13 protein-coding genes are annotated in these 11,639 nt (G+C 67.9%); 6 read left to right on the forward strand and 7 right to left on the reverse strand.

Annotated elements, in window-relative coordinates; genetic code table 11:
- Positions 1-64: 64 nt before the first annotated feature.
- Entirely contained in the window at positions 65-745 is a 681-nt protein-coding gene (locus ABZ795_RS03870; protein WP_357528617.1) for a lytic polysaccharide monooxygenase, read from the reverse strand.
- A gap of 318 nt (positions 746-1,063) precedes the next feature.
- On the opposite strand from ABZ795_RS03870, the gene ABZ795_RS03875 reads away from it, so the two are divergent.
- Complete coding sequence (locus tag ABZ795_RS03875) at positions 1,064-1,258, forward strand: type IV toxin-antitoxin system AbiEi family antitoxin domain-containing protein (RefSeq protein WP_357529009.1); 195 nt, start codon at positions 1,064-1,066, stop codon at positions 1,256-1,258.
- Between the two features lie 35 nt (positions 1,259-1,293).
- Here the strand turns inward: ABZ795_RS03875 and ABZ795_RS03880 are convergent, their stop codons facing one another.
- Positions 1,294-4,365 carry a DUF3427 domain-containing protein gene (locus ABZ795_RS03880; RefSeq protein WP_357528618.1) on the reverse strand — a complete coding sequence of 1,024 codons (3,072 nt, stop codon included), beginning with the start codon at positions 4,363-4,365 and terminating at the stop codon, positions 1,294-1,296.
- Between the two features lie 591 nt (positions 4,366-4,956).
- Between ABZ795_RS03880 and ABZ795_RS03885 the strand changes: the two genes are divergently transcribed.
- Positions 4,957-5,139 (forward strand): hypothetical protein, encoded by a 183-nt coding sequence (locus ABZ795_RS03885; protein WP_357528620.1) that lies wholly within the window; start codon positions 4,957-4,959, stop codon positions 5,137-5,139.
- 170 nt (positions 5,140-5,309) lie between these two features.
- Here the strand turns inward: ABZ795_RS03885 and ABZ795_RS03890 are convergent, their stop codons facing one another.
- Both ABZ795_RS03890 and ABZ795_RS03895 read right to left on the reverse strand, forming a co-directional pair.
- Positions 5,310-6,116, reverse strand: a complete 807-nt coding sequence (locus ABZ795_RS03890) for an inositol monophosphatase family protein (protein ID WP_357528622.1) — start codon at positions 6,114-6,116, stop codon at positions 5,310-5,312.
- A complete protein-coding gene (locus tag ABZ795_RS03895) occupies positions 6,113-6,928 on the reverse strand; it encodes a DUF5919 domain-containing protein (protein ID WP_357528623.1) in 816 nt (271 codons plus the stop codon). Before ABZ795_RS03895 ends, ABZ795_RS03890 begins: the two co-directional genes overlap by 4 nt.
- 220 nt (positions 6,929-7,148) lie before the next feature.
- Between ABZ795_RS03895 and ABZ795_RS03900 the strand changes: the two genes are divergently transcribed.
- From ABZ795_RS03900 to ABZ795_RS03910, 3 genes are read left to right on the forward strand one after another with little or no spacing between them, the layout of a single operon-like run.
- Positions 7,149-7,403 (forward strand): hypothetical protein, encoded by a 255-nt coding sequence (locus ABZ795_RS03900; protein ID WP_357528625.1) that lies wholly within the window; start codon positions 7,149-7,151, stop codon positions 7,401-7,403.
- Positions 7,400-7,663, forward strand: coding sequence for a DivIVA domain-containing protein (locus ABZ795_RS03905; RefSeq protein WP_357528626.1), 264 nt, complete (start codon positions 7,400-7,402; stop codon positions 7,661-7,663). The genes ABZ795_RS03900 and ABZ795_RS03905 overlap by 4 nt, the downstream gene beginning before the upstream one ends.
- A complete protein-coding gene (locus tag ABZ795_RS03910) occupies positions 7,660-7,911 on the forward strand; it encodes a hypothetical protein (protein WP_357528628.1) in 252 nt (83 codons plus the stop codon). The genes ABZ795_RS03905 and ABZ795_RS03910 overlap by 4 nt, the downstream gene beginning before the upstream one ends.
- A 193-nt stretch (positions 7,912-8,104) precedes the next feature.
- Here the strand turns inward: ABZ795_RS03910 and ABZ795_RS03915 are convergent, their stop codons facing one another.
- The 3 genes from ABZ795_RS03915 to ABZ795_RS03925 form a co-directional block, all read right to left on the reverse strand.
- Positions 8,105-9,013 (reverse strand): cellulose binding domain-containing protein, encoded by a 909-nt coding sequence (locus tag ABZ795_RS03915; RefSeq protein WP_357528629.1) that lies wholly within the window; start codon positions 9,011-9,013, stop codon positions 8,105-8,107.
- Between the two features lie 40 nt (positions 9,014-9,053).
- On the reverse strand, positions 9,054-9,704 hold the full coding sequence (locus ABZ795_RS03920) for a hypothetical protein (RefSeq protein ID WP_357528631.1): 651 nt from the start codon (positions 9,702-9,704) through the stop codon (positions 9,054-9,056).
- 99 nt (positions 9,705-9,803) lie between these two features.
- A complete protein-coding gene (locus ABZ795_RS03925) occupies positions 9,804-10,124 on the reverse strand; it encodes a GYD domain-containing protein (protein WP_357528632.1) in 321 nt (106 codons plus the stop codon).
- A 177-nt stretch (positions 10,125-10,301) separates the two neighbouring features.
- Between ABZ795_RS03925 and ABZ795_RS03930 the strand changes: the two genes are divergently transcribed.
- On the forward strand, positions 10,302-11,633 hold the full coding sequence (locus ABZ795_RS03930) for an AAA domain-containing protein (RefSeq protein ID WP_357528634.1): 1,332 nt from the start codon (positions 10,302-10,304) through the stop codon (positions 11,631-11,633).
- Positions 11,634-11,639: the final 6 nt, after the last annotated feature.

Raw genomic sequence — 11,639 nt, forward strand, 5'->3', positions numbered from 1 at the left:
ACCGCCGGCCCGGGAGGCCAAGGTCCCGGGCCGGCGGCGCGCCGAATGTATCGGCCATTGTGGATTAGACGAAGTTCACGTCACTGCACCACATGTACGCCTGGTCGAGGTGGGACGCCTGCCAGATGACGAAGAGAATGTGGTGTCCGGTGTAGCCGGAGGTCGAGACGTTGAACGAGATGTTCTGCGCCGGCGCGTACCGCCCGGTCTGGGTGATGAAATCGAGGTTTCCCCACCCGAGCTGCTGGGTAGCAGGGTTGAAACCCTGCTTGCTCACGTAGACCCGGAAGTAGTCAGCGCCGTGGCTAGCCTGGTCGTGCAGTTGGACGGTGAAGTTACGGCTGATGTTCGTGGTCTTCCACGCCCCAGGCCGGTTCAGGCTGTTGTTGCGCGACAGCGCGTTGCTGCACAACTGGCCGTCCGGCGTACGGGCCTGGAACTGCCCGCCGAGACCGTCGCGCAACGCGCTCATCCAGTTCCACATGGTGTCCGGGTTGGCCTGGAAGGCCTGCCAGCACATCGGGTCCTGCTGCTGCATCTGCGGGCTCATGTGGTTGTTGCCCCAGGTCTTCCAACACTGGTACGCACGAGAGGCCGGGTTGACGATGGTGCCGTGGGCCTGGGCCGTACCGGCCCAGGGCAGCATCCCCACCACCAGGGCGAGCAGCAGGACGAGCGCTCGTGCGGGCCGGCGGACAGCGGGCCGGGACTGCCGGCCGGACTGTTCGGATTCGAGTGATCGCACTTGCATCCTCCGTTCTAGACATCCATGGACGTCGATGGGAGCGCTTGGGCTGAGTCTGCCACTCCTCGCCCGATTTGGCAACGATCGTCTATTGACGTTGGGCTGGCGAGGATTTGATCTGGCTCGTTCGCCACGGTGTGCTTCTGTCCTCGTCTGCGGCGGAAGGTGTGCCTCCGGTTGCTGCGACCCTCGCGCGCTTGACCGGTAGTTGCCGGCGACGGGCAAGGAGACGCCAAGGAAATCCACTACAGGTGGCGGCAACGTGTATAGAGTTTCCCTGTGAAGGGCGGTTTGGAAGCTGAGAGCAGGCGGCTTGGCATGCTTCCGGCCACGTTCAGCTACTCCCAAGCCCTTGATGCTGGCTTCTCCGAGTGGCAGCTTTACCGGCTGCGAGACCAGGGGCTCATCGCATCTGTTGGCCGAGGTCTCTATCGGCGTGTCCCGGGCGCTGGCCGAACGCGGCTACGTCGAGGTGCTGTAGCGGCATCCTCGGGCTGGACAATGGCCTTGTGACAGACCCAGCCGCTTAGCAGCACATTCGGCCGTCGTTAGGCGGCGATGGCGCGGGCGGCGGTGTACAGGTCGGCGGGGAGTGGGTGGTGTAGCCGCCAGATGATGCGCATCGGCCGGTCGCCTTCGTGCTCCTGATAGGTCATCGGTCCGGCGTACAGGTAGGCCGGGGCGCCCAGGTCACGGTCGGCCACCTTGGTTTCGCGGATGAAGAGATGCACCGTCGAGCCCCGCTCGGCGTGGTGGATGTACCGCTGCCCGGTTGCCGATGCCGACGACGTGGTGCTCTGCGACTCCCACTGGAAGAGCGTCTCGGTGATGGCCCGGTCGGCATACATCGTCGTCGGGGAGTAGTGCTGCTCGGACTTGACCAGGGTGACGAAGAAGATGTCGGCCTGGGCGTCGGGCAGCCACTTCACCCCTTCGCGCAGCGAGCCCGGGTTCGGCATGCCGAAGGCGGCGCACGCCTCGTTGCGGCTGTACCGGGCGTGCACCCGAAGCGGTAGCCCGTCGACCGGCTCGGTGACCCGGTGGATGCGCTCGCGCAGCACCGAGACAACCTCCCGGAGCTCCCGGCAGCGGGCCGGCTCGGCCCACAGTCGGGCCAACCGCTCTTGCCGCTCGGCCAGCGATGCGTTCGGCCCCCACAGGTCGAAGTGCAGCAGATCCCAGAGTCGCCCGGCCTCCGGCGATTCGCCACCCGCCATCCGGGCAAGCAGGTCGAGCCGGTCCAGGTCGTCCAGGTGCAGCATCCGCCCGATCGCCCTACCCAACTCGCGATCGTTCGGGCCGGGTGGTGAGTTGTCCAGCCCGGCGAGCCGCCGCAACCCGGTCCACCCGCCGATGCTCGTGGACCGGTAGACGTCCTCGATCTCCACGCCCGCTTCGTGCAGGAACTCGCCCAGGCTCACGTCCCCGATCAGCCGCAACTCCCGTGCCAGGCCGGACTTCGAGGTGGGCACTGCGGATTTTAGGTTGGCCAGCACGATCTCCTTGGCCACCCGGTCGAGCTGGATGTGGCAGCCGCTGGGCAGGACCGGGAAGTCATCCCGTACGGCCTCGGTTATCGCGCGGCGAGTGACCCCGGTCAAAGCGCGCCAGCGCAGGTCGAAGCGGAAGTTGGCGTGCTGTCCGCCGATGAAGTCGAGCACCGTCAGGCAGGGCTTGTCGTCGGCCAGGCGCAGCCCACGACCGAGCTGCTGAAGGAAGATCGTGGCGCTTTCGGTGGGCCGCAGCATCAGGATTGTGTCGACCATCGGCAGGTCGACACCCTCGTTGAACAGGTCGACGGTGAACAGCACCCGCAGCGTGCCGTCCCGCAGTTGCTTGATCAGGGTTTGCCGATCGGCGGGACCGGTTCGGGAGGTCACCGCCGCCGAGGGGACACCATGCTTGCTGAACCAGTCCGCCATGAACTCTGCGTGGCCGATGCTCACGCAGAATCCGAGCGCCCGCATCCGGTCGACATCAACGGTGTCCCGAACCGCTCGCAGCACCATCCGCGCCCGCGCGTGGTTGCCGGTATAGACGCCATCAAGCTCGGCCGGGTCGTACCCCTGCCCGCGCTTCCAGTGCAGCTGAGACAGGTCGACATCGTCGTGCAGGCCGAAATACTGGAACGGCGCCAGTAACTGCCGCTCCAACGCCTCCCACAGGTGCAACTCCACGGCGGCGTGGCCGTCGAACCACCCCCGCACGTCGCCGCCGTCACTGCGGTCGGGAGTCGCCGTCAATCCCAGCAGTACGCGCGGACGCAGGTGCCTCAACAATCGGGCATACGTCGGTGCTTCCGCATGGTGAAACTCATCGATGATCACCATGTCGTACGCCTCGGGGTCGATCTCCCGCCGGTGCAGCGACTGGATCGAGGCGAAGACGTGCCGCCATTGCTGCGGCGCTCGACCCCCGACCAGCATCTCGCCGAAGCTACCGTCCCCCATGACCTGCCGGAACGTCGCCACGCTCTGCCGAAGGATCTGCTCCTGATGGGCGACGAACAGCAGCGAGTCGACAGCCTTCTCGCGCTGCAACCGGCGGTAGTCGAGGGCCGCGACCACCGTCTTACCCGTGCCGGTAGCCATCACGACCAGATTGCGCCAGCGGCCGTGGACCTTACGCTCGGCGTCGAGATCGGCCAGGATCTCGGCCTGGTACGGGTAGGGCCGGACATCCAGGTTGGCGATCTCAGTCGGTGCCTCGCCGTCGCGGCGCTCCCCACGCAGAGCTGTGCGGAGTCGGTCGGCGTCCTTGGTCGGGTCGTACTCCTCGAACGCCGGATCGTTCCAGTAGTCCTCGAAGGTCGCGGTGAACGTGTCGATCACGTACGGCTGCTCCAGGTTGGAGATCCGCACATTCCACTCCACGCCGTCGAGTAGCGCGGCCTTGGACAGATTCGACGAGCCGACGTACGCGGTGGTGGTGCCGGTGCGGCGGCGGAACAGCCATGCTTTGGCGTGCAGGCGGGTGGTTCGGGTCTCGTAGGAGACCTTGATGTCGGCGCCCAGGTCGGCTAGCCGGTCGAGGGCGCGCTGATCGGTCGCACCGAGGTAGGTGGTGGTGATGACCCGCAGCCGCCCGCCACGGTCGAGCAGGTCGCGGATCGCGGGTTCGAGGATGCGCAGCCCGTGCCACTTGATGAACGCGCAGAGCAGGTCCACCTGATCGGCGGAGGCCATCTCGTGGCCGACCTCGTGACCGATCCTGGGCTGATTACGACCGTTGACCAGCAGCGCACCGGCCGAAAGCGGAGTGGCAGGGCGATGCGGAAAGGTTGCTGTGGCAGGTTGCGTCGGCGGTGAAGCGATGGCGTGGAGCAGGCGCTCGGTGGCCGTGAGTTGGTCTTCGTCCCCGACCGAGCCTGGCTGGATCGCCGCAATGCTCTCGGCGATGCGATTCGCCAGCTCGACCTGTCGGGCAAGCCGACCATCACCACCAGGTACCGCCTTCAGCGCGCGCTGAGCGAGAGCAGCTATGTGTCGCGCAAGGACGTCATGCGCGTCGGCTGCGTCGAGCCGCCCGTGCTGCACAAGCGCCGGATCAACGTCCGCGAGCCGGCTGGCGAGCTGCCGAGTGAGAAGGTGCTCGTAAATGCCATGGTCAAAAGCTGCCACATGGTGAGTCAACCAGGAGTGACCGACAGGTGTGACAACCGGCCGGCTCGTGTCCTTGCGCCGACCGGTCCGCCACCGCGCCCGTCCGATTGGTGAGACCTCATCCGTTGTCAATGCCGGCCTGAAACCTTTAGCTGTCATCCGAGTGGCTCCACGGAGCTGACCGGATAATCAGCCGCGCTGCCGGAGTGGTACCCATGTTGGGTCGTAACGCTTGTGCGGGGTGAAGATATCCAACTGGCTGATTGTCGCTGTCACTGGACTGTCCGGCGGATGGCGGTCTCGTCGGCGGGAGCCAAGAGTGTCCTGGTGCCTCAAGAGCAACCGATGATTCCGGGGAATGACGGCTCATACCCACACGGCTCGGCCTATCCGCCCCCCGCTGTGCCGCATCCGGGCGTGCCCACCGGCTACCCGCCACAGTCAGCTGTTCCCTATTCGGGCCCGCCTGTAGTTCATCCGCCGCGCTCTGGGGTGCCCTACTCCGCGCCACCTGCTGCCTACCCACCGGGGCCGTACGCGCCCCAGCTGCCGTACCCGCCCCAGCCGCCGTACCCACCCCAGCAGGTGTACCCGTATCCAGCCCAGCCGATGCCCTATCCACAGTTCGCACCGCCGCCTTTGCCGGTCTATACCCGGGAATACATCGGCACCGGATTCCACGTGGTGCACATCATCCTGTGCGTTCTCACTGCTGGCTGCTGGCTGCCCATCTATGGCCTGGCGTACTACCTGAAGTCCCGGCCGAAAACCGTGACGACCTACGGTCGGTGATGAACTCATGGGGCGGCACAGGCCAGTGATGTCTTCCGGGATGTTGCCGACAGTCGCGGTTGTGGATCCTTCTCGATCACCTGCATCGCCAGCTTCGGGGCACCTGACGTGCAGCCCTAGCTTCGGCCGCTTTGGGTCAAGCTGATGGACAGAACGGCCCCCAGACCGCATTAACCTGTGCCTTTGACTGCGGCTAGCGCTCTTTGGTACGCGGCTAGGACAGCGCCGGACAGTGCCGGTGTGATCGCGAGCGTCACTGCTGAGGCGATGTTGTGCACAGCACCATCACCGTCGACCACCACGGCTCCCGCTTCCCTTGCGATGAGCACGCCGGCGGCCATGTCCCAGGGATGGTTTGACAGGGTCAGCGCCGAGTCGATTTTGCCCTCGGCGAGCCATGCCAGGTCGAGTGCAGCGCTGCCGGTCATCCGAATTCGCTGTGCCTCGGCTGCCAACTGAGCAGTGAGGGCTAACCGTAGCCGGTTCCGGTCCTCTGCACCGGAGCCGACCGCGTAGTCCCCGACAGCCACCAGGGCCTGACTCATGCTGGCGGTGTCGCTCACGGTGATCCGCTTTCCGTTGGCATGGGCGCCCGACCCTTGAGCAGCGGTGTAGCGAACGGAAAGGAATGGCAGCTCGATGACGCCGGCTACGGATGTGTCTCCGTGGGCGAGCCCGAGCGACACCGCACACAAGGGTAGGCCGCGCACGTAGTTTGACGTGCCGTCGATCGGGTCGAGAATCCAGCGCCAACTCGCCGAGCCGGTCAGCCCTTCCTCCTCGCCGAGGAAGCCGATGCCAGGTGTCTCGGTACTCAGAAATGCTCGGACATCCCGCTCGATCGCGTAGTCCAACTCGGAGGCAACATCCCGGTCGCCCTTAGAGGTGAGTGCACCAGGCGGTCGGCGCCGCATCGCATCCGCCGCTCGTCGGACTGCCTCGACCGCGACCGCCAGATGCTCCGCATAGTCGCTCACAGCGCCCGCCGACCCTGCCACTGCGATTCGAAGACCTGCTCGAACACCGGATAGAGCCCGGTGTCGGCAGATCCGCGATGCATGACGAAGGCAGGGGAGTCGACCCCACGGCTTGCCGTCAGATAGGGCTGGGCGACGCACAGGTCGTCCACCAGCATGATGTTGAAGCGAAGTGTCTCGTCGTATGTCCCCAGCTCCAGATGTTCCCGCAGCGAGACGGGTAGCCGGTCGCGAACTCGGAGCAGGGTCTCGATGTTCAGTTTGGTCAGTGCCGACAGCTGACCAGAGGGGAATCCCTCCTCCCGCTCGCGGGCTTGGATCGATGCCCCAGCGGGCTCCAGGAACAGGCAGCGGACCTGGGCGTCTCGCCCCAGGAGTTCATGCCAGCGTCGATCGGCATACTCCTGACAGAGCAAGTTGAGGGACAGGCCGACCGCGCGCACCACTCGTGCACCATCGAGCAGTTGGTCAGCGGGCATCGCGGCAGTGAAATCGCACCGGCTCTGATAAACCGCCATCAGGCCACCCAGAGGGTCAGCGGCAGGCGGTACCAGCGTCTTCGGTGGCTGCACATCAGCCGCGACGAGGGCGGCCTCGAAACGGCTCCGGACATCGTCGGCGGAGTTACCGAGCACGGTGTCGAGCGCGGCCTGCATCTCTGGTCGCGGCCGTACCGTTGCCTGCCCAGCCTCCCACTTGGACACGGTTCGCTCAGCCACCCCCAGGTGCGCGGAGAAGTCTCGAATGCTCATCCGTAGCGCCTGGCGTAGTGCTCGCGTTTCTCGGCCGGTCCACCGGTGCACCGTGGTCATCGTGCCGCCTTCGATCGTGTCGGCATCGGTCCGGGTGCAGCCTAACGCCAGCGGAGTGCAGTGCGGTTACCTTCAAGGTGCAGTGCGTAGTCATGTCATCGGCTCTGATCCTCGACAAGTCTGGCGGTGAGGCCCGGGGCGGGTGCTGGGCTCCGGCGGCGTCGACCCGAGCGACGTACGTCGTCCCCGCCCGCCTCGGTGCCGCTAGCCAGGGAGGGACATGGATTCGATCGACGAGGTGCTCGGCGAGTTGCCATTGCCGCCGTACGTGACCGCCGAGGATGTCGGCTTCGCCGTCAAGGCGCTGAGCGTGCATGCCGCAGAGCAGTGGCCGGAGGGGCCGCGGTGCCGCAACGACCGGGCACCGCATCCGTGCCGGCTGCACCGGTGGGGACAGCGGGTGTTGGACCAGCGTGGCCTGACCGAGCGGCAGGTGCGGTTGTTGATCGCCGAGCAGGAAGCACCCCGGCCATGATCTATCTGTCTGGGGAGCAACTGCATCCCCATCTGGTACGGGCCGCCACGTTCGATCGTCGCTGGCGGGGGTGGGACCCGGGTCAGGTCGAGGCGCTGCTCGGTCGGGTGGCCGACGAGATGGAGCGGTTGCAGCGGGAGGTGGTCACCGCGAACACCGAGGCTGAACGGATCCGGCAGGCGTTGCGGCAGTGGCAGTCCCGGCACAACGGCTGCCACCACCCGGCAGATCACCCGCAGGGCGGGCGGCGACAGCGATGAGCGCCCCACGCTGGGTCATCCATCTGCCCACCACATTGACCAGCCTGGAGCAGGCCGTCGACCTGGCGGTCGCGTTACGCGACTCGCTCGGCCATGTCACCGTCATCGACTTCGGCGAGACCACCCTCAGCGAGGAAGACACGCAGTACCTGCATACCCGAGTGTGGTGTGACGCCCGAGGCGGCGGACCCGGCCGCTGCCGAGGCCGCGACGAACACGACGGGCCCTGCGTCACCGTGACGGAGTAGCCTCCGGCGCATGTCCGCTTTCTCGATCGATGATCTGCTGTCCGGCTTCACGGCTGCCCCTGTCGCCGAATTCTGACGCACAGATCTTGGTACGAAACTGCCCTCGGAAGGGCGGTCTCGTACCAAGATCTAGAGCGGGTGGGGGAGAGGGTCAGTTGGCGGGTGTCGCGATCAGCGCGGCGGAGTGTGCGGCTTACGCGTTGGTGTCGCCGTACTCGCGGATGCCGTTGACGTCGAGGGTGATCCGGCTGTTCTCGGTCCAGCCGCCGGTGGCCTGCTGCCAGCTGGGGTCGTCGCGCTCGTCGATCGCCGTCCAGTTGAGGCGGTGGTGGCGTAGCTGGATGGGGCCGGTCGACGCGCCGGGCTCAAGCGTCCCGCCGGCGAAGGTCAGCTCGATCCAGCCGGGGATCGACGTACCGTGCGGCGGCAGGACCGTCCGAGTCGGAGTCGGGGTCGGAGTGCCGGTCGACGGCGGCGGCGGTGGCGGTTGGGGCAGCGGGAAGAACTGGATGTGGCGTTGCACGTTGGCGCAGCCGATCGCGGCCCAGTCGCAGTTGGTAACCAGCGAGGTGTTCCCGCCCTCGAACGTCACGTGGTAACGCACCCGCACCTCGGTCAGGTCCAGCGGGGTGCTGCCCGTGTTGACGATCTGGAGGGCGTGCTGGATCTGGTTGTCGGTCGGTGACCAGTCCATGTTCTGGTAACTCACTCTGGCCTTCCCGTACGCGGTGCGCACCGGGACCTGCGGTGAGTCGAGGGAGTATCCGCCGTTGGTGGAGGCCCAGACGGTGATCCGGTACTCGGTGCCCGGTGCCAGGTCGGTCAGGGTGAGGTCGGTGCCGGTGGTGGTGCCGAGGATGCGGTAGGTGTTGGGGCCGAGCCAGGCCCGCACCTCGTGCCGGATGGGGGTCCCGCCGGGCTCGCCGATCCAGGTCGAGGGTGCCCAGGTCAGGGTGAGCAGGTGCGGCTCGTTGGCCACCACCACGGGTGTGCCGGGGGTGGTGAGGATGACCGGGTCGTCGGCCGCGTACGCGATGGCCGTGCCGGAGAGCCCGAGCGCGACGGCGAGGAGCGCGGCGAGAGTGAAGCGGCGAGCACGCATGGTGAGAATGCTAAAGAGTTACATGCATGTTTATCAATGATTAAGTTTTCGGGGTAGGTGGCGCGCCGGCCGCGATGGCGGCAGCCGCCCAGGCGAGCAGTAGGCCCATGGTCAGGCCGGGTGGCAGGTACCAGAAGGTGAGGAAGCCGGCCGGCGGCGTCAGCGGCAGCGCGGCGACGAGCGCCCATGCGACCCGGCGTGGCAGCATCCCGCGACGCAGACCCTGGAGTCCGCACCACACAGTGCCCACCAACGCCGTCAACAGGGCCACGAGGTCGAACAGCCACCCGTACCCGGGGCTGTTGTATTCAAGGCCGATCGCGATGGTCGCGGCGAGGAGCCCGTACCTCGTTAGGCGTCGAGGTGCCGCGGTGGCGCGGCCGGTGACCGTCCAGACGAGCGGCAGTGCCAGCAGCACCGAGACGAAGAAGGGCCCGCGCCAGATCCACGCCGGTTCCGAACCCGCGAACAGCGGAAGGTTCTCGGCCATCCATCGCGCCGGAGCGGGTAGCGACCAGACGGCTCGTCCGCCGCCGACCTCCCACTGCACGGCCATCGCGGCGCCGAGCACCACCGCGACCAGCGGCGCGAGAACCGCCAGGGCGCGCCGCCAGCGGGCCACCAGCCACCCGTCCTCGACGCCGGACGAACCGGCGCGATCGGGTACGTGCTGCGGGTGGGTCGGTCGCATCGATTGATCGTCGCCGCGACGCCGGGAAATCTCATCGGCGAAACAGTCGGCACTCTGCGCCTGACGCGCAGTTCTTGGTACGACCGCAGGCGGGGCCCGTCAGCGTCCGGGTTGTTGGTAGGCGACCGGCAGGTTGACGGCGGCGTCGATCTGCTCCGGAGTGAGCAGGGGGATGAGGCGCCCGTTCACCAGGCCGCCCGCCCGTACGGCGATGGCCATGGCGGTGGCGGTGACGTGGTCGGGCATGTCGAACAGGACGTAGGTGTCGTACTCGCCGAACGAGAAGTACATCAGCTCCAGCTGGCCACCGGCGTTCTCGATCAGGGACCGGACGACCTCGACGCGCACCGTTCCGCCGTCCACGGTCAGCCCTTCCAACCCACCGCCCTGATAGGTCGCCGCGAGCAGGTACTTCGCCATCCCGGACCGCCTCTCGCCTGTCTGCGCGACGCGGCTACCCGCTACGCCGCCGAATATGCGCGAGGCGCGTACCTGGTCGGCGGGCCGGGCACCGACCGCTGCGGGACCGGCGTGCCGGGGCGGATGTCGGTGCCGCTGAGTAGGGTGCGAGGACCGCAGGGGTGAGGGTGGGCGAGGATGCTTCTCGAGTGGGATGTGCCGCCGGGTGTCGAGGCGGATCGGGTGATCACCGCGGTGCTGGCCGACCTGCGCTCCGGGGCGCATCGGGGGGTGGTGGTCGACTCGCCGCCGGGGGCGGGCAAGTCGACCCTGGTGGTGCGGGCCGCGGTGGAGTTGGCCGCCGCCGGCGAGCCCCTGATGGTCATCGCGCAGACCAACGAGCAGGTGGACGACCTGATCGACCGGCTGGCCCGTAAGGCCCCCGAGCTGCGGGTGGGGCGGCTGTCCGCGAGCGACTACCGGCCCTCGGCCCGGGTGCGGGCGCACGAGCAGGTCCGGGTCGCCGCCAAGGTCACCGACCTGGCCGCCTCGGCCGTCATCATCGGTACGGCCGCCAAGTGGGCCACGGTCACCGAGGGCTGCTGGCCGTGGGCGATCGTGGACGAGGCGTACCAGATGCGCTCGGACGCCCTGTTGCGCGTGGCCGGCAGGTTCGATCGGGCCCTGTTCGTGGGGGATCCGGGGCAGCTGGACCCCTTCTCCACGGTCGAGGTCGGTCGGTGGGCGGGGTTGACCTGGGATCCGATGCAGTCCGCGGTGACCGTGCTGCTGCGGCACAACCCTGACCTGCCGGTGCACCGGCTGCCGGTCTCCTGGCGGCTGCCCGCCTCGGCCGCCCCGGTGGTGTCGAAGGCGTTCTACCCCTTCACCGGCTTCCGGTCCGGGACGGCCCCCGCCGACCGGGCCCTGCGGCTGACCGGGGCCGGGCGGGGTGATGCCGTGGACCGGGCGGTGGAGTTGGCCACGGAGACCGGCTGGGCGCTGTACGAGCTGCCGGCCCGGCACACCCTGCGTACCGACGCGGAGGCCGCCGCGGCGTGCGCCGCGCTCGCGTTGCGGGTGCTGGCGCGCGGCGCGGTCGCGGTCTGCGAGCAGGCCCCGGACGGTGCGCCGGTCAGCGCGGACCGGATTGCAGTGGGAGCCGCCCACCGCGACCAGGTGGCGGCCATCCGGGCGCAGCTGGGCGAGGCCGGAGCGGGGGTCACGGTCGACACCGCCAACCGCCTCCAGGGCCGGGAGTACGACCTGACGATCGTGCTGCATCCGCTCTCCGGTCGACGTGACGCGACCGCCTTCCACCTGGAGTCGGGGCGGCTCTGCGTGCTCGCCTCCCGGCACCGGCAGGCCTGTGTGGTGGTGGCCCGGGCCGGCATCGGTGAGCTGCTGGACGCCCACCCCTCGACCGATGTGCCGCAACTGGACGTGCCGGTGAAGTTCCCGGACGGCTGGGAGGCCAACCAGGCCATCCTGGCCCACCTGGCCCAGGTGACCCATCCCGCGCGGTGGTGAGGCGGC

The sequence above is a fragment of the Micromonospora sp. NPDC047134 genome (genome assembly GCF_040643455.1).
Taxonomy (GTDB): domain Bacteria; phylum Actinomycetota; class Actinomycetes; order Mycobacteriales; family Micromonosporaceae; genus Micromonospora.

Excerpts from the sequence above, each read along its gene's own strand:
- ABZ795_RS03875 (WP_357529009.1), top strand. The coding sequence starts at position 1,064 with ATGCTTCCGGCCACGTTCAGCTACTCCCAAGCCCTTGATGCTGGCTTC.
- ABZ795_RS03885 (WP_357528620.1), top strand. The coding sequence starts at position 4,957 with ATGCCCTATCCACAGTTCGCACCGCCGCCTTTGCCGGTCTATACCCGG.
- ABZ795_RS03895 (WP_357528623.1), bottom strand. The coding sequence starts at position 6,928 with ATGACCACGGTGCACCGGTGGACCGGCCGAGAAACGCGAGCACTACGC.
- ABZ795_RS03900 (WP_357528625.1), top strand. The coding sequence starts at position 7,149 with ATGGATTCGATCGACGAGGTGCTCGGCGAGTTGCCATTGCCGCCGTAC.
- ABZ795_RS03905 (WP_357528626.1), top strand. The coding sequence starts at position 7,400 with ATGATCTATCTGTCTGGGGAGCAACTGCATCCCCATCTGGTACGGGCC.
- ABZ795_RS03910 (WP_357528628.1), top strand. The coding sequence starts at position 7,660 with ATGAGCGCCCCACGCTGGGTCATCCATCTGCCCACCACATTGACCAGC.
- ABZ795_RS03915 (WP_357528629.1), bottom strand. The coding sequence starts at position 9,013 with ATGCGTGCTCGCCGCTTCACTCTCGCCGCGCTCCTCGCCGTCGCGCTC.
- ABZ795_RS03920 (WP_357528631.1), bottom strand. The coding sequence starts at position 9,704 with ATGCGACCGACCCACCCGCAGCACGTACCCGATCGCGCCGGTTCGTCC.
- ABZ795_RS03925 (WP_357528632.1), bottom strand. The coding sequence starts at position 10,124 with ATGGCGAAGTACCTGCTCGCGGCGACCTATCAGGGCGGTGGGTTGGAA.
- ABZ795_RS03930 (WP_357528634.1), top strand. The coding sequence starts at position 10,302 with ATGCTTCTCGAGTGGGATGTGCCGCCGGGTGTCGAGGCGGATCGGGTG.